The following is a 20,239-nucleotide window of genomic DNA, read 5'->3' as shown; positions in this document are numbered from 1 at the left end:
TTCTTCTTTGGAGGCGTATTCATGGAGACCCTAATCCTCGCCCTCGGCAACGAACTTATGAAGGATGATGGTGTCGGCCTGAAAGTCGGCAGGCTTTTGGCGGAAAAAGGTTACAACGTTCTAGAAGTTGGCACAGACATATTCATGCTCCAGAGCCATTACAGTGGAGAGGAAAGGCTCATAATCATCGACGCCATACTTAGCGAAAAGTTCAAGCCGGGAGAAATAATCCACGTGAGCGGCGGTGAAGTTTTCGAGAAGCTGAAAGCTGAAATTAGGAGTGCGCACTTCATGGGGGCAATAGACGGGCTCAAACTCCTCATGGCACTCGATGAAAGGCTTGCCAACGTTGAAATCCACTTCATTGGTATTGTTGCTAAGGAAATCAACCTGGGTATGGAACTGACCGAGGAAGTTAGGGAAGCCCTTCCGAAGGCTGTTGAGCTCGTTGAAGAATTAGTCAAAAAATAAGAGTTAAAATGAACTCAGCCGAAGAGGAGCTCGAGCTCCTTCTTCATTATGCTTCTGTTCATCGCGAGATGGATTATAATCAGGAACATCATTATTATGCCGTACCTGGCTCTGAGCTTGAGAAAATCCAGCTGAGTCATTCCCAAGAAGCTTCCAGTTTTGCTGGCGATTATAGTTCCAATAGTGATGAATATCACCCCAAGGAACATCACGAACAAGAGCAGCGAAAATGCCGCCTTTATTTTGAGCCTCTTCCTCATTTTCGGGTTTTTCTTTGCCTCCTCAAAGGCCTTTGCCATCGGATCCATAGCATCACCCTTCAGAAAAACGAGACTTTAGTTAAAAATACTTTGTTGAGGGTTTTCCAGAATAAAGAGATCAAAATTAGGAAAATTTGAAAACAAAAGGGAAAATTTTCAGTTACATCCCGCCACTGACGGCAAGTTCAATTATCTTCCGTATCTCCACGAGGAACTCCATTGGTATGTCCTTGAGCATCGGCTCGAGGAAGCCCTTGACTATGAGCTGAGTAGCCTTCTCCTCGCTCAAGCCACGGCTCATAAGGTAGAAGAGCTCCTCTTCACGGATTTTGCCTATAGCGGCTTCGTGGCTCAGCTCGGCGTCGTCAACCCTGCTGACCAGGCCCGGATATGTCTCCATCACAGCTTTGTCACTCATCAGCAAGGCGTCGCAGCTTATGTGCCCCTTGGTTCTTGGCGCTTCGGCCACTATCTTTCCTCTTGTTATGACAGTGCTCTCGTCCATTATGACTGCCTTGCTCGCATTTATTCCAGCGGCTTCCCTCCCCTGGAGGTACATCTCGCCGCCAAGATCAACATACCAGTCCTTTTGACCGAGAATGATCCCATTGAGCTCGACGTAACCGTTCTCCTCAACCCAGTACTTGGGGTTCGCTATATTGCTCCTGCCGGTGCCGAGGCCAACGGTTGTGTTGATGAAACGGGCGTTCTTGCCGATTCTGGCCCGTGTCATCGGCCTCGTGTGAACGTACTCAGGCCAGTTCTGGAGGACCGTGAGCTGTACCTTTGCCCCATCGTGTATGTAAGCCTCAGTCATGTCAAGGTGGAGAGAGTGCCTAACCAGAACCGGTGCAGTACAGCCCTCTATAAGATGGAACTCGGTGTTCCTCTCAGCGATGATTATGATGTGCGGCGCCTGAGCGAGGGCGCTCTCCTGGATGAGGAAAAACAGGTGAAGCGGGAATGGAACCTTCAGACCTTCCTTGACATATAGGAAAATGCCCCCGTTCCACACTGCCGTATGGTAAGCAGCCATCTTGCTCTCATTAACGCTAAACATCTGGAGGAAGTGCCTCTTTACAACGTCAGGGTACTTCTTCACGGCCTCCTCCATAGGAAGAACAATTAGGCCCTTTTTAGCCCACTCCTGGAGGAACTGGTTGTAGATTATGCCCGTGTCCGTCTGAACGGCAAGTCCAGCGATGTACTTCTGCTCGACCTCGCTTATGCCGAGCCTGTCTAGGAGTGCCTTCATTTCCGGTGGGAGGTCATCGAGGCTCTCTATGTGCTCTGGAAGGCCTTCTATCTCGGGCTTGGCTATGAACCTCAGCAGTTCGTCCTTGCTAATGACCGGATCATTGTGAGGAGCCTTCTCGAAGGCTTCTAAGCCTTTGTACCTTATGCGCGTCATCCATTCTGGCTCTTTGTTTCGCCTCGCGAGGTTCTCTATCTCCTGCGCTATGATCTCCTTGGCCTCCTGAATGGTTATCTCACTCATCGCAACCACACTCCTCGAAAATCTTCTGGAAGCCCTTCTCCTCGATCTCCTTCACGAACTCGCCTCCGCGCTCAAGGACGATTCTGCCGTCCTTCATCACATGAACCCTAAACTTGCTTGGGTCGAGGTGCTGGAGTATCCTGCCATAGTGAGTTATCAGGAGAATCGCCGTCCCCTTCTCGTGAAGCTCATCTATCTTCCTCGAGATGACACTGAGTGAATCGACATCGACACCGCTGTCAGGCTCATCGAGGATGAGGAGCTTCGGCTCAAGAAGAAGTGCCTGGAGAATCTCAAATCTCTTCCTCTCACCGCCGGAGAAGCCGACGTTAACGTACCTCATGAGATCCTCCTCTTTGAACCAGAGCCCCTTTGCGGTCTCAACAATCATGTCGTACGCCTCGGCGAGATCAATCCCCTTAACCTCTGCAAGAACCTGCTGGAGGAATTCCATTATCCTGACGCCTTCAACCTCCTCCGGATGCTGAAAGGCCAGCATTATCCCCCTCTTGGCCCTTTCGTCCGGGGGAAGATCAGTTATGTCCTCACCATTGAAGAGTATTCTCCCGTTCCTGACTTCATACCTTGGATGACCCACAATGGTCAGAGCGAGCGTTGACTTTCCGGATCCGTTTGGCCCCATGATTACATGAAACTCCCCGTCACCCACAGAAATGTTCACACCTTTAAGAATCTCCTTGCCTCCAACTGCGACCTTGAGGTTCTCTACGTTGAGCAATCTCTCACCTCCACGGTAACCTAGACTCACCATCTTTTAAGCATTCTGGCCAAAGATGTGGAAGGCTATAAAAAGAGTGTTCCGTGTGAGAAAGATCGGAGAGAAAAAAAGCGTCTCAAAGGGAAAGGGGCAGGGTCTCCCGGATCCTCCTGAGAAGCTCCCTCTTCTTCTCGCTCTCCTCGAGGGCTATCTCAAGGACTTCATCGATGGTCTCGACCGGGAATATCTGGATCTTTTCGGCCTTGTCCTTGCTCAGGAAGACGTCCTTCTCGTTGCTCTTGGGGATTATGACCATCTTTATGCCAGCCTCTATTGCGGCCTCTATCTTTGGTGTTGCACCGCCTATCGGCAACACCTCGCCACGGACACTGAGCGAACCTGTCATGGCCACGTCCTGTCTTATCGGAATCCCCTCAAGGGCCGAGATAACAGCGGTGGCAACGCTTATGCTGGCTGAGTCGCCCTCAACGCCCTCGTAGGTCTGGAGGAACTGGACGTGAATATCGTAGCGGCTTATGTCCTCACCTTTGTACCTCTTGATTATCGCCGAGACGTTCTGAACGGCTTCCTTCGCTATCTCGCCGAGCTTTCCTGTAACTATAATCTTTCCTTCTTCTTTGCTCGCAGCTGGGGCGACAACTGCTTCAATCGGAAGGACTATACCGCTCTGCTCGCCTATGACGGCCAGACCGTTGACGCGACCTATCTCGCTACCCTCAGTCTTGATGACTTGGTACTCCTTCTTGCGCTCGATGTACCAGTCAGCAAGCTGCTTCTCGAGGGGTTTGGCCATTTTGACTGCCTCAATGACGTCTTCCCTTTCCACGTACTTCTTGCCCTTCTTGACAGCTATGTCACCAGCAGCTCTGACGATACCGCCGAGGTCTCTGAGGCGGAGCGTGAGGTGACCTTTCCTTCCAGCCCTCTTCTGGGCCTCTCTGACTATCTCTTCCACAGCCTCCTTCGTGAAGTGGGGTATTTTTCCGTCGCGCTTGACCTCTTGAGCCACGAACTGAACGAGCTTGCGCCTGTTCTCTATCGTGTCCGGCATGGTGGTGCGCATGTAGACCTCGTAACCGTAACCCCTGATCCTCGAGCGGAGTGCAGGGTGCATCTTGTCCACTGTATCGAGGTTTCCTGCCGCGACGAGGACGAAGTCACACGGAACAGGTTCAGTCCTTACCATCGCACCGCTCGACATCTCACTCTGGCCGGTTATCGGGAACTTCTTCTCCTGCATGGCGGTGAGGAGGCTCTGTTGCATCTTAAGGCTGAGCGTGGCAATCTCGTCTATAAAGAGAACTCCCTTGTGAGCGCGGTGTATCATTCCTGGCTCAACGCGCTCGTGGGCAGGAGTGCCGAGCCCACCGCTCTGGAAGGGGTCATGTCTGACATCACCAAGGAGCGCTCCCGCGTGGGCGCCAGTAGCGTCGATGAAGGGAGCTTTGGTTCTTCCGCAGTTGTCCACAAGAAGCTTGGGAACGAGGACAGTACTCTTAAGGCGCATATTGGAGAGGGCCATTATTGTAAGTATAACAACGAAGAGCCCCATCAGGAGTGTAGTTGCACTGAATTCAATGAAAAGTGCGAGCATAACGGTAAACATGACAAAGAGGAGGATGTAGGATTTTACGCTCTCCTGGCTCTTGGCCTTTTCGCGGTATTTCTCTACAATACGCCTGCCCTGACAGGCAGGGACGGTCTTGATCCTGGGCATGTTCTCGTCTTCGGGATTGGGGAAAACGAGGATATCCTCTAGGGTTTCTGTTGGCAACAGCTCGGCCATGGCCTGACCGAGCATGGACTTACCTGTTCCCGGCTCGCCTATCAGAAGAACATGCCTCTTCTGGTTGGCGGCAGTTTTGATAACTTCAACCGCGTGTTCTTGGCCGATGACTTGGTCGATAAGCTTCTCGGGAACTTCGATTTCCTCAGTTGTCGTAAACTCAATACCAAGCTCTAAGCTCTCTCCGTACTCCCTGGGGGCCAGGGCTTCCCTATTAATCTTCTCGTTGTCCCCCATTTTCCTTCCCTCTTTTACTCTCTCAAACTCGAATGCTCAATGCAATTTATAACTTTTTTGAGATGGTCAAGAAAAAGCTAAAATAGGCCTTGACATCCATTAGGAGTTGGTGAAAACGATGAAGGTTGAGGATCAGATTATCTTCACTGCCCGTCACGGAAGCTGGAAGGTAGGAGACAGGCTCCGCAACATGGAAGACGAGATGGTGGCCCATTTCCTTGCGAGCATCGCTAATACCGTAAACCCCAAGATACCAGAGTACCTAACGGAGGTCATGAACATCGCCGGGATAATGAGTCTCGCCGAAGAGATAGCCAGAAAAGATCTGAGCGACGCGGTGGTGGCCCTTAAATCCCCCGGAACGGCAAGAAAGCTCGGTGCCCTCGTCTTCGAGGAGGATAAGAAACTGAAGAAACACCTCGTTGAGGTCGCGAAGGCGATCCTCGTCAGGGAGGTTCTCGAAAAGAAGGTTACCGTAGATTACCCCGAAGAGCCCCTGAGGGAGGTAAAAATAGCCCTTCCCTACAACGAGGATCACGTCAACTTCACGGCATTCCACCTCAGTGCCGAGCACGGGAAATGGAGGGTAGTGAAGAGACTGATAATCGACGAAAAGACACCGATGGCCGACGTTGCGAGGCTTCTAGCTAGCATAAACGAGACGATAACTCTAAAGCTTCCTGTTTACGCGGGAATAGACGTGAAAGGTATTGATGCCTGGTTCGCGGAGTTCAAAAAGGTTAAAAAGGCAGACATTCCAGCCGTTGTTGAGAAGTACAAGCACTTCCAGGCGGAGAATTACGCAAGGGAGGGCTTTGAGGAGCACGCCAAGGTTTACGCCCTCAGGAAGGCCCTTGAGAAGATAGGTCTTCCGCTCGACGTTCCAGCCAAGAACCTCGAGAAATACCTGGAGAAGAAATGATGAGGCCGAGGACACCCGAGCGGAGGCGATGAGGAATCTTCGCTTCGCTGATTTCTTAATTTTCGGAGGTGGGAAAATGAAAAAGGTTGTTTTCACAGAAAACGCCCCAAAACCGATAGGGCCCTACAGCCAGGGGATCGTCGCTGAGGCAGGCAGGCTACTCTTTGTCTCCGGCCAGATACCAATAAATCCGGAGACAGGAGAGCTCGTGGAGGGCTCAATAGAGAAACAGGCAAAGCGGGCAATTGAGAACCTGCTAGCAGTAGTGAAAGCCGCCGGCGGAAGCGCTGAGAACGTCGTTAAAGTTACAGTATATCTGAGAGACATAAACGACTACGCCAAGTTCAACGAGGTTTACGAGAAATATTTCTCAGAGTCCAAGCCGGCCAGGGCGGTAGTCGAAGTCTCCAATCTGCCGAAGGGCGTTAAGGTTGAGATAGAGGCAATTGCCGCTCTTTGATATCCCCTTTTGATTATTTTCGGTGAGCAAGATGGAAACCGTCAAAATTAGAAGGGAGCTCTTGGGATACCTCCTTGAATTAGCCCGCGAATTCTATCCCAACGAGTTCGCTGGCTTTTTGAGGGAGAAGGCTGGCGTTTTTGAAGAGGTTCTTATAGCCCCAGATCCTCATTTTGGGAGGAGTTCGGCTTTCTTCAACACATGGATGCTGCCCTACGACGAGAGCATAAAGGGAACCGTTCACTCGCATCCTGGCCCGAATCCATGGCCATCCCAGGCAGATCTGAACTTTTTCTCCAAGTTTGGGGGTGTCCATCTGATAATTGCCTATCCTTTTACAGAAGACAGCGTGAGGGCCTATAAAAGTGATGGGAGCCGTCTGAAGGTCGAAATCCTTGACTAACTTCATGTGAAAATTCTTAAATAGATGTGTCCCAATCTGCTAATCGGTGTTGCAGCATGAGGGTTAGGGAAGTTCTGAACGAACTAGATGAGAAGCAAAGAAGAACTGTCCTCCAGTGTTCAGAGACCTGTGGCATCCCTGACCTAGACAAGGAGGTTAACCTTCGGGTAGAAGAGGACGTCATGAAGTTCCTCAAGGCACTCTCAAACCCGCTGAGGCTCAGGATACTCAAGATCCTAAAGGACAACTGGCTCTGCGTGTGTCTGATATCAAAGATACTCGACCAAGATCAGACTCTGATCAGCCACCACCTCCGGACGCTAAAGGCTCTGGGCCTGATACTTGAGAGAAAAGAAGGCAAGATGCACTTTTACAGAACGAACACAGAGGTTCTCGAGGAATACCTCGTAAGGGTGAGAACTGGACTGGTGTGAGCTATATGAACGACCATCAGCGGAGAGTTGACGACCTTGTTAAAGAATTCGGTGGATACTGGAGTCCCTTCGAGATGCTCGCAGCTTTGATGGAAGAGATTGGAGAACTAGCTGATGAACTACTGAAAATTGAAGGGGTCAAGGGAAAAGGCAACCCGGAAAAGCTGACGGAGGAACTCGGCGACGTCATGTTTGCCCTCTCGTGTATAGCCAACTATTACGAAGTGGACCTTCTGAGTGCCCTGGAGAAGAGCATAGAGAAGTACAGGGAACGTGACAGGGATCGATGGGATAACACGGATGGATAAAATCTCCAGCATACTCACATTTTTTTGTAACATTGTGGTTTGAAATATAACCCAGTTTTAAAGTGGGATGGGTCATTTGGGATAACCTACTGGTTAGAAATCCTCCAAATTGTCGAAACATTTTTATAATTGGGAGCATAATCACAAACATAATCCCGGGAGGTGGATGTGATGGCAGATAAAATAAACGGGATTGACATAAGGATTTTGAGGCTTCTCGCCAAGAACGCGCGTTTGACCTACAAGGAGCTCGCCGAAATTCTTGGCACGACAAGACAGAGAATCTCCAGGAGAATGGATCGTCTCGAGAGAAATGGTATAATCAAAAAGTATACTATAATCCCTGACTATGATGCTCTCGGATACATTCACGTCATCCTCGGGATAACTGTTAAGCCTTCGATTGACCTTGACGAGGTAATTTCTTCTCTGAAGGATGATGAAAACATCAAGATAATTCAGCGTGCCATTGGTTCGCACAATTTGGTTATCCACATCGTTGGTCCAAAGGATATGAAAGAGCTGGAGAGAATCATCGCCGATGTTTCCAAGAAGATACCAGGCATTGACAAGCTTGATATAACCTTCGTAACAGACACCGTGAAGTTTGAGGTTCTCTGATTTCTTTTACTTCCTTCGTCCATTGACGAAGGAAAGAATAATAAAGCCTCAGTTGGGGCATTTTCCAGGTGACAGAGATGCTCGAGAGACTGGCAGTGGACGTTGCAGTGGTTGCAGGGCTTGGCATAGGATCATACAAACTGAAAGCCCTTGATGCTAAGGGTGCTTTGGCAGCTGCAGCTGTCGGTCTGGTCGTTCTGGAGCTTGGTGGTTTTTATCCCTTCTTGGCGATGGTAACCTTCGTGGTTCTTGGAGTCCTTGCAACCAAGTACCGGTTCAGGGAAAAGGCAAAACTCGGCCTTGCTCAGAGCAGAAACGGTGTGAGGGGTTGGGGCAACGTTATGGGCAATGGCCTTGCCGCAGTAATCTTTCTGGCCTTTGAATACTTCTCCCATATGGACGTTTTCTGGGCAGCGACTTTTGCTTCGATAGCTACAGTTAATGGAGATACTCTTGCGAGCGAGCTTGGAAAGATTTTCGGAAAAAATCCAAGGTTGATAACCACCTTTGAGCCAGCTAGACCCGGTGTTAACGGAGCTATTTCGTGGCCCGGAGAGCTGTTCGCACTTTTGGGTTCTTTCATTATGGCCCTGTTCGCCCTTCCACTCACAGAGCAAAAGATCATGATGCTCCTGGCTGTTACCATTGGCGGATTTATCGGGGTCAACTTAGACAGTCTTATTGGAGCTACCCTTGAAAACGAGGGAATAACAAATAATAACTCGACAAACTTTCTTGCTTCACTCTTTGGCGGCTCCATCGGTGCACTTCTCTTCTACGTCCTCGCGTGAAGTTTAAAAGAAAACCTGAAAAAGCCTGACTGGCGGATGATGACTACGGCGGATTCCTGAGCGGTGAGGAAGACCTTAGGGTCTGACGCCGCTGTACAATTATTGAATTAAAGAAAAATGTAAAAACTCACTCTTCCCCTTCCCTCGTTCTAGAGTATTCTTCGTAGATCTCCCACATGGACACAAGGGCCGCAGGAATGCCGTGTTCAGTTGCGAAGGTCATATACGGTGCTAAGTCAACAACATAATCCGCGAAGCGGAAGAGGCCGCGTGGTATGCCCTCACGGGAGCCGACGAAGATAACGACTTCCTTCGCGTAGTACATATCCCTGGCGAGCTTATCCTTCACCTCAGCCAGTGACGGCCCCTTGGGATCGGTGATTATAAGGAGCCTCTTGTTCCTCCGCTTATCGCGAACGACCTGGTAGAGATCCCATACGCTGACTGGAACTTTCTCGACTTTCCAGGGATAAGCCTCGCGCTGTATCTGGTATCTGCTTTCCTGGCCAATCTTGACGCCCTTAATGAACTCCATTAGTTCAAAAGCGTCCATCTTCTCTTTGGGAGCTATGATGAGCTCCTTAACTTCAAAGGCCTGAGCGGCTCTCCCAATCTTCTCACCGAAAGACCTGCAGGCCTTGTAGTCGCCCCAGTAAGGCATCTGAACGAGGGTAACTTTGCGGAAGAGCTTCCTCGCGTCTATCTTGTTTGGTGTGAACTTCCTGTACTCTTCGCCTGGAAGAACAGATATGTAAGCTCTATCTCCTATTATCTCTACCTGAACGACCTTATCCGGCCAGCTGAGGTTAACGTCAGCGTTTGTCAGCTCTCTGACCTTTGCTCCAAGCTCTCTGTTCACATCAATGCTCGAGAAGTCGTGCTTCCCTCTACGCTTGGTCTTGACTGCAAAGGTCTCATTTTCATCGATGAGTTTTGCAACATCCTCTGCCACGCTCAAGATGGCGTCAAGCCGGGCGGGAACCTCATGGAGAACTTTTATGGCTCTCTCGACTTCTGGAATTTCAAGAATCTTCTCCTCGGCTTTCTCATCTTCCGCCTCAACTACAACAAGACCCGAGTAGCCCATGGGAGACGCCCAAACTTCCGCATCCGGAAGAATCTCCCGAATGTAGTTAGCAGCAACGCTCTCCATTCCCCTCTGAGTCTTAACGAGAAACTTCACGCTCTCACCTCCAGAGAGAGAATGATTGGGCCCTTAAAAGCCTGCCGAGAAGAGAATCTGGAAGGTATAGAGAAGGAGGTTGAGAGGCCTTCAGGCCTCCGGCTCTGCGAGGACCTTTATCTTCCTTATCTCCGCCCTCTTAATCGGGTAGATCTTCCTAGCTTCCTTAGCTATCTCTGTAGCCATCTTGCCGGTGACGGCCTCGAGGATGAAGTCCTTGTAGTTAAGCTCCTCGGCCTTCTTGTAGATGATGTCCCTCATTATCTCCCTGATAGCCCTTTCCTGGCTGGTCTGTATGCGCCTGTAGGCGATGACCATACCCATAACACGGAGCTTGTAGCCGTCCTTGGTAGTGATGTTGAATATGCCATCAACCCTGGTGGTCCTTCTCCTGACAAGGCTCCTTATGTAGCTCCTGGAGAGGGTGTGGCCCTTAAACTTAGTGTAGGCGTTCTGGCCCTTGACGTCGTAGATCTGGAAGTAGAGTTTGACCTGACCCTTGGTGAAGTCGCCGGTGAGGTCCTTGAGGGTGGTCTCAATGACGCGACCGATGACCTTCTCGGGGTCATCAGCGGGGGTGAGGCCTATCTCCTTGTTGCCGAAAAAGTCCGGAGCGTAAACCACGTACCACTCTTTCATCTTCCACTTATCCTTGGTAGCAGCAGCCCTCTTCCTTGGGTTACCCTTTGCCATCTTAACACCTCCAACCTTTCACGTGACATCTTCGGCGATTTTGATTGAAAACACCAAATCGTCCAGCGCTTTGATGAGTGTTTCAATCTCACCCGAGTATTTAACCTTTGTTATGACGTCCCCATCTTCCCATCGGGTTACCACATTTAAACTTTTCTTTAGGCCTTCAGGAAGGCTAGCGTTGTCCACTTCTAGAGCTTGGGCTATAGCCTTCGCTCTCTCCTCGCTCCTGTAGTGCCAGATGATTTTCGCCGTTGCTTCAATCCGCAACGTTCCTGCCCCCCTTGAGCTGTCTTCCAAGAACATCGTTGAAATACCTGATGAACTCGTTTATTCTGTCCTTCGGAAAGCGTATGCCAGCAGCTATAGCGTGGCCTCCACCTTCACCGCCGAGCTTCTCTGCCACTTCCTTCAGAGCTTCTCCAAGGTGGTAGCCCTTCGCTAGGGCCTTCTCCGTAGTCCTTGCCGAGCCCTTCACGAGGTTTGGATCCTCGTCGCTGTCAGCCAGAACGACCACGGGCTTCTCCGGGTCAACTAGGCCCGCGTTTATCGCTATGTTAGCCGCTATGCCCACCAGAGTGTCACGGATGTTCCTGCCAGCATAGAAAACGTAGGCGTGCTCTCCTTCGTCGGCCATACTCCAGTTCTGGATGAGGAACTTTCTGGCCTCGATCTGCTCTCTCTTGTAGTCGTCGAGCATCTTTCTAGCTCTCTTGTAGGCCTCCTCGTCGCCGAGGCAGATTGCAACACCTAGCGTTCCAGCGTTCAGCCTTCCAGTGGCATTGAGGAGTGTGGCGAATTCCCTCGCTTCGTGCCTGGGGTCACCCTCAGGGTAGAGGGGACTTATGACCACATCACCGATGAGCCTGTCTATGGCCTCCTTTGGGGCACCGTGCTTTATCAGGTGAATGACAAGGGCATCGTGGAGCCGCCTTTTTTCTTCCTCACGGAGCTGCCAGTACTTCATGTCGGGATCGAAGCCCTTAGCCCTGAGGAACTCGATGGCCTTCCTATCGTCACCAGTTATCTCGGGTATTTCTGGATTTGTTGCGTAAGCCAGCATTTGAGCGAGAGTTCTGCTTTCCCTGCCGAAGAGGCGGAGCTCCTTCCTGACCTCCAGAATGCCAAGCCTCTTCCCGTCCTCAATGATATCGAGATTCATGCCGTGGAAGGTGCCGTCTATCTCCTGCATGTCGCCGACTGCCCCAACGATGGCAATGTAGGCCAAATCCCTGTTTTTCTCGTTCATCTCTCTAGCAACGAAGTAGGCAACGCCGGAGCCGCTCAGATCGCGAACGCTGTTGGCTCCAAATGGTACTGGATTGACAAGCAGGTGGGAATCAGTGGAAAACTCGTTCTTCTCCGGTGGGTGATGGTCAGCAACGACAACGGTCGCTCCCTCGAGGTACTTCTCGATGAGTTCGATTGAGCCGCTCCCAAGGTCGCTGAAGACGTATATCTTGTGCTTCTCCGCGGCAAGTTCCTGGATAAGCCCTTCGCTGAGCTGCTTGACAATGCTGAGCTGAAAGCTACCGCCCTCACGTAATATCGCCTTCGCCAGAATCGCCCCGGCAGTTATTCCGTCCGCATCGCGGTGGGAGATTATTCTTATAGTGTGCCCTAGCTCGATGTGCATCTTGATTAGCTCTGCTCCTTCACGGGCCTTCTCCAAGAAAGCGCCCTTGTCCATTTTACCACCTTATAAGAAGGAAAGGGGAATCAGCGAACCAGGAGCTTGGCCTGCTCTGGATCGTAGCGCCACTTCGCTGGCAGCTTGCCGGTTCTCCTGTAGTACTTGACAAGCCTCCTGATTTTGCTCTCGGTGAGCTGGAGACCGCGCCTTGAGTGCTTGTCCTTCGGATGCATCTCAAGGTGCTTCCTGAGCTTGACGGCCTTCCTGATAAGGGCCATGAGGTCCTCCGGGATCTCAGGGGCGAGGCCGTTCTCCTCGAGTATCTTGGTTATCTTCTTGCCGGTGATGAGCTTGACGCTCGGAATGCCGTACTGATCCCTGAGGATGGTTCCTATCATGGCAGCGCTGTAGCCTTCCTTCCTGAGCTTAATAACGAGCCCCTCGACCTCCTCCGCCGTGTACTCTACCCAGGTCGGCGGAGCGGTCCTCGGTGGCCTCTTAGAACCAGACCTACCCCTCTTTCTCGCGTGTATCCTTGCCATATCATACACCTCCCGGTGACGGCCAGCTCCCGCCAGCCGCCCCTTCGCATCAGCCTAAAAGAAGGAGTTTAAAAAGTTTGCCATCAGTGACAGCTGACAGCTCCTCCTTCTTTTCCAGTCCAGCTGCAACTGTCCACAAGGTTTTCGCTCGCATCGTAAAGGTACGCAGTGTCGCCGTCATTGTCCCAGACTGCCCCCCAGCTACTACCCCAGTAAAGGTCTGTGTCAGTGTCTGTACCTGAGCCGGTATGCACAGTTACCGTTTTTCCCGCTTTCACAATAACTCCACTCGGGAAAGTGTATGTATGCTTTTTTTCATCCACCAGCTTCCATCCACTCAGTTCTTCGTCTTTGCACCCCAGGTTAGCTATAACAATGTACTCGTCATTCAGGTTCCAGGGATAATTGTCGTTTCCCTTGGCATCATAATGAACATAGTATATCACGATTTTAGACGTCCCGTTGCATGACTGGTTTGCAAGTTCCTGTGCTATTTCAGTTGAAATAGTTTCCATTACGTCTGTGTAATCAGAAGTCATTACTACCAGCTGGTGAATGACAAACAGTACTATTACCAGTGCCACAGCAATAAGAAACAAATACTCGATACTAGAAACTCCCCGTTTCATATTCATCCCCACGAGATTTATGTGGCAAACGTAAATAAAAGTTTCGTAGGATGTCCATAAGTACTTTAGAGAGTTTAGAAAAAATAGTCCTAGCTGTCAACAACAGTGAATGAGCTCTGAAAGCTTGGAATTCACTCCACAATACGCTTAATGTTTCAAATCAAGCGTTGCAAAATTTGCAACTGGAACTGATCCACAATCCAAAAACAGGTCAACCTGAGAAGTTGCTCGAAGTTTAGTACAAGAGACATAGGCAAGAAGATACAACCCAAAACAGTATGGTAGCGGGGGGAGGATTTGAACCTCCGACCTCCGGGTTATGAGCCCGGCGGGCACTCCTAGCTGCCCCACCCCGCTGCTCGACCCGTTAGTTAGTGAACCGTGGAGGGTTTATAAATTTTGCGGGGGAGGTATCAAAATAAGAAAACTAAAAAATCACTATGTTACTCAGAAGGTTGCACAACAACCGTAACTTTCAAGTCCTTATCTTGGGACTCGAACCGTACTGGAATGCCCCTTGAATTCACCAATACAGTCCACTCTTTTCCTGAGAGGGACGTGAACCTATACGCAAACAACCTTTCTTTAAGTCCAAGACCCATTAGAATCCTATCCGTTGTAGATAGTTGCAACTGTATCCTAGATAGACCTGTTGAGTTGAGGACAAGAAGCCTGAATGCTATCATCGGAAGATTGTCTTCGAACATAGTAATGGCCTCATCCTTTTCAATACCATAGTACTGACTCCAGAATTCTGTCAAGTCCATTGTCGTTCCATTGTTCAACATGATAGTCCCCTTAATCTCCCCAGTGTTCAAGTTTACTATCACCTGGGCACGTGTCAGAAGGGTTCCATTGACATAGAACTCCTCCATCGCCTTCACTGTTTCCTTTCTCATGTCAATGTGTCCTACTGTAATAACTTTACCAATATATGTGAGATCTTTCATAACTTTTCTGACCCCATTCTGCTCAATAACATGTACATAATACTGATTAAACTCGATACTTCTCGTGAAATTGTAAGCAACTAGAGTTCTCGCAGAGGTAACTAGAGTATCCTTGGATGGAGGCTCAACAAGAGCATACGCTGTTCCGAGAACACTTCCAATGAACAACATAATAATGAGTGCTAGTATCTTTTTCATAGGGATCACCCCCTCTACCTCTCGTAAACATTCACATAATGCCAACCTATTTCCAACTCAGAGCGAGGGCCTCCTTCATTATCTCTCGGGTAGGGGTAATAGAAACTTTCTGTAAATCCAGGCTCCGTATAAGTTCTGAATAATCTAAATCCGGCGCTATTAGTTAACTCTGCCGCCGCATAATCTAGAACATACACCCCGAGAACTGGAATAATGATGTACCCCCACCCCGACCCCTGGTACCATGAAGTCGTGTATGTCCCAAGAGTACCTTGCATTGTAAACTTGTAAGTGTACGGCCAGAAACCTATTCGTTCTCGTTGCATAAAAGTCAGGCCCGGTATCGTATAGAACCACGTCGTATATAGCCCCCCATGCTCCCACTGGCTTGACTGAGCCTGCGACTATTGCCTCAAAAAAACTATTACCATTGCAACTTTTTTACTGGAGATGTCATGGTAGACACCTCCGATGATGTCACTAAAAATTAGAACTTTTTAGTATAATAATTTTACGGTTAATAAGTGTTGAAAAGAAGAGTTTATAACTCCTCTTTCCCCAGATTCTCTGGTGGTAGAATGTACCTGACCAAAGAGGAAGAACTCATCCTGGCCGGCGAATACGGCTACGCCCTCCAGAAGGCCATGGAGATACTCGTGGCTCTGGGAGAAATCTACGGTGCTGACAGGCTCATTCCAATTAAAAGTGCTCAGGTTGCTGGTGTTTCATACAAAAACATCGGCGACGCTGGAATCGAGTTCCTGAGAGACTTCGTCGAAGCTGGAGCCAAAGTCAGCGTCTACACAACCCTCAACCCAGCGGGAATAGGCGACGACGAGTTCATGGAAAAGCAGCTGGAAGTTCTGGGGCTTTACAGGAAGATGGGCATAGAAGTTACCTCCACGTGCACCCCCTACTACGGGGCAAATCTTCCAAAGTTCGGTGATCACTTGGCCTGGAGCGAAAGTTCAGCGGTAAGCTTCGCCAACTCGATTTTGGGTGCGAGGACCAACCGCGAAGGAGGACCTTCAAGTTTAGCCGCCGCGATAGTGGGCAAAACTCCTAACTACGGCCTGCATCTGGACAAAAACAGGAAAGCAACCGTCATAATCAGTGTTGATGCAAACGTCAGGACTTTCGTGGACTATGCGGCCTTAGGTTATCACCTTGGAAAAATCCTCGGCAATGACGTGCCATACATCAAAGGCCTGAAGCCCGAGATGACTGAGTATCTCAAAGAGATGGGCGCCGCTATGGCCGCGAGCGGCTCTATAGCTCTATATCATGTGGAAGGTGAGACCCCTGAATATAGAGATGCTATAACTGACAAGCTCGAAACGATAACCGTTGAGGATTCCGATATCAGAGCCGTTAGGGAGCAGTTCGCCGATGACTGGAGTGAGATAGACATGATTCTAATTGGTTGCCCACACGCTTCCCTAGCAGAGATTAAGGAAATCACCGAACTGCTGAGAATGCGCGGGAGACCCTTGAAGATACCTCTCTTTATCACTGCAAGCAGAGCAGTTAAGGCATTGGCAGATTCTCTAGGCTACACCGAGATCATAGAGCGCTACAACGGCAGGATTATTCCCGACATATGCTTCGTAGTCTCGCCGATAAAGGGCTGGTACAGAGGAGTGGCCACCAACAGCGGAAAATCAGCCTTCTACTTCCGGTCCTTTGGCTTCAAGGTTAGGCTCGACGATGCAGAAAACCTCATAAAAGAGGCACCGTGAGGTGAGAAAATGAAACTCAAGGGCAGAAAGATCGTCGGTGGCAAGGCTGAGGGAGAACTGATAGTCTCGCAGAAGCCCCTTTCATTCCTCGGCGGCGTTGACCCCAATACAGGAATAGTTACCGACGCCGAGAGCGATATAAGGGGCCAGAGCATAGCTGGAAAAGTCCTGGCATTTCCACGTGGTAAGGGATCAACCGTTGGCTCTTACGTTATCTACGCCCTTAAGAAGAACGGAAAGGCGCCGAAGGCAATAATCGTCGGTGAGGCCGAGACAATAGTGGCAACAGGAGCTATAATAGCGGGTATTCCTATGGTTGATGGCATAGACGTCTCCAAGCTCAAGAGTGGACAGAGGGTCAGGGTCAAAGCCGACGAGGGACTGGTCGAAGTTGAGGAATAGCATTTTTAAGGTCCGTTTCAATTCTTTTTAGGGAGTGCAAAAAATGTCGAGGGGCATCTACGAGTGCATCAACTGTGGACATAGGGAGATCCTAGATTCATCCGAGCCACTGCTCGAGAAAGCCTGTCCTCGCTGTGGAAGGGACATGGTTCTGGTAGGATTCTATACGGAGTCCCAAGAGCTCACAGTGCAGGTCCAGCCAAGCAGGCCTTCCCTCCCGGAGAACCTCAAAGAAAAGCTGAAGGAGTTCTATAATCTTGAACTAAAACAGATAGATGGCAACGTCTTCGTCTTTGAAGTTCAAGGGATAATGGAAAATAACTTTGAGAGAGTCCTAAGAGAGCTTGAAGAACTCGGCTATTGGGCCGCTCTCAAGAAGCGTGAGGGTAAAGTGCTGCTCTTTGTCTTCCCTGCCCAGGAAATAAAGGAGGACAACAGGTGGTTGCCGTGGATCTTCCTCATCGCGACGATTTTCACTACATTCCTGGCCGGTTACTACCTCTCGCTGGCCTACATAGATACCCTTAATTACTACGGTCTTCCTGGAATACGAAACCCTTATCTCAACGCGATTGCGTTCTCGATAAGTGTCATGGCAATACTGGGAACCCACGAGCTTGGCCACAAGATAGCCGCGGCGTATCATGGCGTTAGAGCTACAATGCCATACTTCATTCCCTTCCCTAGCATGCTGGGGACGCTTGGGGCAGTAATCAGGGTAAAATCACCACTGCCCACAAGGAATGCAGCAATAGACCTTGGTATCAGCGGACCAATAGCTGGGTTTTTGATAGCCCTCCCGGTAAGCATAATCGGACTTAGACTTTCCATTCCAGTGCCAGCGGAACTTGTCTCGCCCACAGAAGGCAGTATAGTCTTTGGGGAGAATCTGATATTCCTGCTCTTGGAGAAATACATCGTGACTTTCCCAGAGGATACAGTGATTTTCTTACATCCCGTTGCCATTGCTGGATGGGTGGGCATTCTAGTGACTTTCTTAAACCTCATTCCTGCTGCTCAGCTTGATGGCGGCCACATAGCAAGGGCCTTCCTCAGTGAGAAGACGCACCGCTATCTCACGATTGCTGTTGGTTTAGTTCTCATAGGCATGAGCTTTCTCTGGGTCGGCTGGCTCATTTGGGGCATGCTTGTGCTCCTGATGGGTTCGGTCGGAAATCCTGGAGCACTCGATGAGGTCTCCTCAATCTCAAAGAAAAGGCTCGTCTTGGTTATTCTGGCAGTGATGATCTTCCTAATTTCTGCAACACCGAGACCGCTCTGGGTCACCGGTTGATCTTTCTTTCCTTTAAGATTTGTTCGATATCATAGTATATTGAGTCCCTCGAAACACCGAACATTCTAGCGATTTCGGATATGTTAAGAACCTTCGGATTGTAGTTGAAGGACTCCAGAACACCGGCCAGCAGTTCTCTGCGTTCTTTTATCGTGAGCTCAGTGAAGGATTTTTTCTCTAGGGGTGCATTGTAAACAACAACACCAACTGCATAAGTCCTTCTGGTCACGGGAGTGGTGTAGGTACCTATTTCGAAGTTGACGACTTGTGCGTCCCTGGGCAGGAACCTGTTAATTTTTTCCAGAGTCTTGTTTATCGCGTCCTCTTTATTCCTGCCTGTGGAATACTCGGCAAGGAGGCCTTTTAACATATTACTACGCGGATCTATTAGGAGAGTTACTGTAAGGTTCATGAACGCACCGAAAGTTAGGGCTATCTTTGAGGAAGATATAAAACCTGATTTCGAGGATAGTAATTTCCGCGACTTGGATAGGATATTACTTATACAATCTTCAATGTTTGAGGATTCACATTGGAGACTTAACAACTCCACAAGACCACCCCTGATGATTCCACAGTATTGAGGGTCTTTTCCTTAAGTTTGGGGAGAAAGCTATATAAGCTTTTTCAGTGCATTAATGTATGAAGTAATCCCACGGAGGTGAAGAAAATGAAGAGAAAGGCCCAGGGTGCTATTGAGTACCTGTTTATGATTGCTGCCGCGCTGGTCATAGTCCTCATAGTCTGGAGGCAGCTCAGCGACAGAGGGCAAGGAGCAAGTGACATAGCCGATAAAGCGGAAAGCAATATAACTAGTGCACTTGAAGGAAACATAACTGGAGGCTAAAGTTCGAAATTCTCGATCTTAACTTTTTACCTTTATCACTAGTTGGAGGGTTTGCATGAGAAAAAAACGCTCAGGGTTCAGTGGAGTATCTTTTTGTGATAACTATTGCAATTATTCTGATAATGCTGTTCGTAGGGAAGTTTTTGGCCCAAGGTTTGGGACTATTCACAAAGCTGGAGAGTTCCAAGACTCAATTGAGGAGAATATTTCAACAAGAATGGAAAGCATTATAGAAAAAAATAGATAGATTTGTGGGTTTATGCTTCTGTTTGAAGTGTTCTATATAATCGTTTAGTGGGAAATTTTTAAAACCCAAGTTGGCAAACAAAAAACTTAATACATTAGCACACCCAATTTAGCTTTAGGGTGATACCATGGGATTCTTGTCATTCGGCTCAAAAAAAAGATAAAATAAAAAAGCTCATAGAAGAAGAGCGGTTTAGTGACATCATTACAATGGTCATGAAAGACAAAAAGGCACTCGATGGCCTCATTGAGCTCCTCGACGATAGTGTGCCGGGAATTCGCGGAGATGCTCTCCTGATTCTTGGGATGATTGCCCAGCAGAGGGGTGAAGTTCTCGAATCCCACATTGATAGAATCTTTCCAAAAGCGGTGGAACTCACGAAGAATAGAAATCCCTACGTAAAGGAAAATGCAATGGTTCTGTCCTACGAACTTGTCCGTAGATTCCAGACTAAAATAATGAAGCTTAAGGACACTATTATCAATGACCTGATAGAGGAGATTAGAGAAGGTGACAAGAACACCAAGGGCTTTGCGCTGATACTACTCGGTGAGCTCAACGCTAAAGAGACCAGGGAGTACGTTGAAGAGCTCGTAAATGTTGAGGACAAGGTTATACTCCCGTTTGAAGGGAAGAAATGGGTTCCACTCGGCCAGATAGCGATGGAAACCCTAGAAAAACTCTCTTGAGGTGGTCTCATGATTGAAACGCTGCTGTTTTTAGTCCTGCTGGTGGTTGCTCTTTACCTAGTTATTAAGCTGACAGTGGCCATTCTGAAGTACCTAGTTACCAACGCAATTATCGGCCTAATACTCCTCTGGATACTCAACACCGTCGGAATAGCACACGTTGAGTACACCTTCCTGAACATCCTTATCGTGGCCATAGGCGGCATCGTGGGAGTTATTTTGCTGGTGATACTCTCGTGGTTATAGCTCCCTCCAGATTTCGA

The 20,239-nt window shown here is 49.2% G+C and carries 27 protein-coding genes and 1 tRNA gene; 15 read left to right on the top strand and 13 right to left on the bottom strand.

Features of this window, described 5'->3' with window-relative positions:
• Positions 1-21 precede the first annotated feature (21 nt).
• Positions 22-471: a hydrogenase maturation protease gene (locus TON_RS02760; RefSeq protein ID WP_012571492.1), complete on the top strand. Its 450-nt coding sequence runs from the start codon at positions 22-24 to the stop codon at positions 469-471.
• A 14-nt stretch (positions 472-485) separates the two neighbouring features.
• On the opposite strand, the gene TON_RS02755 is transcribed toward TON_RS02760, so the two are convergent.
• From TON_RS02755 to lonB, 4 genes are all read right to left on the bottom strand, one after another.
• Positions 486-779 carry a hypothetical protein gene (locus TON_RS02755; RefSeq protein WP_012571491.1) on the bottom strand — a complete coding sequence of 98 codons (294 nt, stop codon included), beginning with the start codon at positions 777-779 and terminating at the stop codon, positions 486-488.
• 112 nt (positions 780-891) lie between these two features.
• Complete coding sequence (locus TON_RS02750) at positions 892-2,229, bottom strand: SUF-like minimal system protein SmsB (protein ID WP_012571490.1); 1,338 nt, start codon at positions 2,227-2,229, stop codon at positions 892-894.
• Positions 2,222-2,968 carry a Fe-S cluster assembly ATPase SufC gene (gene sufC, locus TON_RS02745; protein WP_012571489.1) on the bottom strand — a complete coding sequence of 249 codons (747 nt, stop codon included), beginning with the start codon at positions 2,966-2,968 and terminating at the stop codon, positions 2,222-2,224. Before sufC ends, TON_RS02750 begins: the two co-directional genes overlap by 8 nt.
• A gap of 115 nt (positions 2,969-3,083) precedes the next feature.
• Positions 3,084-4,991 carry an ATP-dependent protease LonB gene (lonB, locus tag TON_RS02740; protein ID WP_012571488.1) on the bottom strand — a complete coding sequence of 636 codons (1,908 nt, stop codon included), beginning with the start codon at positions 4,989-4,991 and terminating at the stop codon, positions 3,084-3,086.
• 118 nt (positions 4,992-5,109) lie between these two features.
• Between lonB and TON_RS02735 the strand changes: the two genes are divergently transcribed.
• The 7 genes from TON_RS02735 to TON_RS02705 all read left to right on the top strand — a co-directional run bounded on the left by TON_RS02735 (position 5,110) and on the right by TON_RS02705 (position 8,930).
• A complete protein-coding gene (locus tag TON_RS02735; RefSeq protein ID WP_012571487.1) occupies positions 5,110-5,913 on the top strand; it encodes a DUF2666 family protein in 804 nt (267 codons plus the stop codon).
• A 76-nt stretch (positions 5,914-5,989) separates the two neighbouring features.
• Positions 5,990-6,373 (top strand): RidA family protein, encoded by a 384-nt coding sequence (locus TON_RS02730; protein ID WP_012571486.1) that lies wholly within the window; start codon positions 5,990-5,992, stop codon positions 6,371-6,373.
• Positions 6,374-6,404: 31 nt separating this feature from the next.
• Positions 6,405-6,776 carry a Mov34/MPN/PAD-1 family protein gene (locus TON_RS02725; protein WP_012571485.1) on the top strand — a complete coding sequence of 124 codons (372 nt, stop codon included), beginning with the start codon at positions 6,405-6,407 and terminating at the stop codon, positions 6,774-6,776.
• A gap of 56 nt (positions 6,777-6,832) precedes the next feature.
• Positions 6,833-7,210 (top strand): ArsR/SmtB family transcription factor, encoded by a 378-nt coding sequence (locus tag TON_RS02720; RefSeq protein ID WP_012571484.1) that lies wholly within the window; start codon positions 6,833-6,835, stop codon positions 7,208-7,210.
• A 5-nt stretch (positions 7,211-7,215) separates the two neighbouring features.
• The gene (locus TON_RS02715) at positions 7,216-7,518 is read left to right on the top strand and encodes a MazG nucleotide pyrophosphohydrolase domain-containing protein (protein WP_012571483.1); all 303 of its coding nucleotides are present in this window, start codon (positions 7,216-7,218) and stop codon (positions 7,516-7,518) included.
• A 171-nt stretch (positions 7,519-7,689) separates the two neighbouring features.
• Positions 7,690-8,139 (top strand): Lrp/AsnC family transcriptional regulator, encoded by a 450-nt coding sequence (locus TON_RS02710; RefSeq protein ID WP_012571482.1) that lies wholly within the window; start codon positions 7,690-7,692, stop codon positions 8,137-8,139.
• Between the two features lie 77 nt (positions 8,140-8,216).
• A complete protein-coding gene (locus TON_RS02705) occupies positions 8,217-8,930 on the top strand; it encodes a DUF92 domain-containing protein (RefSeq protein ID WP_012571481.1) in 714 nt (237 codons plus the stop codon).
• A 127-nt stretch (positions 8,931-9,057) separates the two neighbouring features.
• Here the strand turns inward: TON_RS02705 and TON_RS02700 are convergent, their stop codons facing one another.
• From TON_RS02700 to TON_RS02665, 8 genes are all read right to left on the bottom strand, one after another.
• On the bottom strand, positions 9,058-10,113 hold the full coding sequence (locus TON_RS02700; RefSeq protein WP_012571480.1) for an SPOUT family RNA methylase: 1,056 nt from the start codon (positions 10,111-10,113) through the stop codon (positions 9,058-9,060).
• 90 nt (positions 10,114-10,203) lie between these two features.
• Positions 10,204-10,806, bottom strand: a complete 603-nt coding sequence (locus TON_RS02695; RefSeq protein WP_012571479.1) for a 30S ribosomal protein S3ae — start codon at positions 10,804-10,806, stop codon at positions 10,204-10,206.
• Positions 10,807-10,824: 18 nt separating this feature from the next.
• Positions 10,825-11,076, bottom strand: coding sequence for a KEOPS complex subunit Pcc1 (locus tag TON_RS02690; RefSeq protein WP_012571478.1), 252 nt, complete (start codon positions 11,074-11,076; stop codon positions 10,825-10,827).
• Complete coding sequence (locus tag TON_RS02685; protein ID WP_012571477.1) at positions 11,066-12,496, bottom strand: DHHA1 domain-containing protein; 1,431 nt, start codon at positions 12,494-12,496, stop codon at positions 11,066-11,068. Before TON_RS02685 ends, TON_RS02690 begins: the two co-directional genes overlap by 11 nt.
• A gap of 29 nt (positions 12,497-12,525) precedes the next feature.
• Positions 12,526-12,981: a 30S ribosomal protein S15 gene (locus tag TON_RS02680; protein WP_012571476.1), complete on the bottom strand. Its 456-nt coding sequence runs from the start codon at positions 12,979-12,981 to the stop codon at positions 12,526-12,528.
• Between the two features lie 83 nt (positions 12,982-13,064).
• Positions 13,065-13,610, bottom strand: a complete 546-nt coding sequence (locus TON_RS02675) for a lamin tail domain-containing protein (protein WP_012571475.1) — start codon at positions 13,608-13,610, stop codon at positions 13,065-13,067.
• A gap of 279 nt (positions 13,611-13,889) precedes the next feature.
• Positions 13,890-13,967 (bottom strand) — tRNA-Met (locus TON_RS02670).
• Between the two features lie 86 nt (positions 13,968-14,053).
• Positions 14,054-14,758, bottom strand: a complete 705-nt coding sequence (locus TON_RS02665; RefSeq protein ID WP_012571474.1) for a hypothetical protein — start codon at positions 14,756-14,758, stop codon at positions 14,054-14,056.
• Between the two features lie 578 nt (positions 14,759-15,336).
• On the opposite strand from TON_RS02665, the gene TON_RS02660 reads away from it, so the two are divergent.
• From TON_RS02660 to TON_RS02650, 3 genes are read left to right on the top strand one after another with little or no spacing between them, the layout of a single operon-like run.
• Complete coding sequence (locus tag TON_RS02660; protein ID WP_012571473.1) at positions 15,337-16,497, top strand: aconitase X catalytic domain-containing protein; 1,161 nt, start codon at positions 15,337-15,339, stop codon at positions 16,495-16,497.
• A 9-nt stretch (positions 16,498-16,506) separates the two neighbouring features.
• Positions 16,507-16,899, top strand: coding sequence for a DUF126 domain-containing protein (locus TON_RS02655; protein ID WP_012571472.1), 393 nt, complete (start codon positions 16,507-16,509; stop codon positions 16,897-16,899).
• Positions 16,900-16,942: 43 nt separating this feature from the next.
• Positions 16,943-18,193 carry a site-2 protease family protein gene (locus tag TON_RS02650; RefSeq protein ID WP_012571471.1) on the top strand — a complete coding sequence of 417 codons (1,251 nt, stop codon included), beginning with the start codon at positions 16,943-16,945 and terminating at the stop codon, positions 18,191-18,193.
• On the opposite strand, the gene TON_RS02645 is transcribed toward TON_RS02650, so the two are convergent.
• A complete protein-coding gene (locus TON_RS02645; RefSeq protein ID WP_148202359.1) occupies positions 18,183-18,605 on the bottom strand; it encodes a helix-turn-helix domain-containing protein in 423 nt (140 codons plus the stop codon). The two genes, TON_RS02650 and TON_RS02645, sit on opposite strands and share 11 nt — an antisense overlap.
• Before the next feature lie 258 nt (positions 18,606-18,863).
• Here TON_RS02645 and TON_RS10240 point away from each other — a divergent pair, with 258 nt between their 5' ends.
• The 4 genes from TON_RS10240 (at position 18,864) to TON_RS02635 (ending at position 20,222) form a co-directional block, all read left to right on the top strand.
• Positions 18,864-19,040, top strand: a complete 177-nt coding sequence (locus TON_RS10240) for a class III signal peptide-containing protein (protein ID WP_012571469.1) — start codon at positions 18,864-18,866, stop codon at positions 19,038-19,040.
• Between the two features lie 55 nt (positions 19,041-19,095).
• Positions 19,096-19,287, top strand: coding sequence for a hypothetical protein (locus TON_RS10345; protein WP_148202358.1), 192 nt, complete (start codon positions 19,096-19,098; stop codon positions 19,285-19,287).
• 209 nt (positions 19,288-19,496) lie between these two features.
• Positions 19,497-19,976 (top strand): HEAT repeat domain-containing protein, encoded by a 480-nt coding sequence (locus tag TON_RS02640; RefSeq protein WP_012571468.1) that lies wholly within the window; start codon positions 19,497-19,499, stop codon positions 19,974-19,976.
• A 9-nt stretch (positions 19,977-19,985) separates the two neighbouring features.
• Complete coding sequence (locus TON_RS02635) at positions 19,986-20,222, top strand: pro-sigmaK processing inhibitor BofA family protein (RefSeq protein ID WP_012571467.1); 237 nt, start codon at positions 19,986-19,988, stop codon at positions 20,220-20,222.
• Positions 20,223-20,239 lie beyond the last annotated feature (17 nt).

It is taken from the genome of Thermococcus onnurineus NA1 (assembly GCF_000018365.1).
Lineage (GTDB): Archaea > Methanobacteriota_B > Thermococci > Thermococcales > Thermococcaceae > Thermococcus > Thermococcus onnurineus.
Note: the sequence above shows the minus strand (reverse complement) of the source record. Positions and strands in the feature narration are given on the sequence as shown.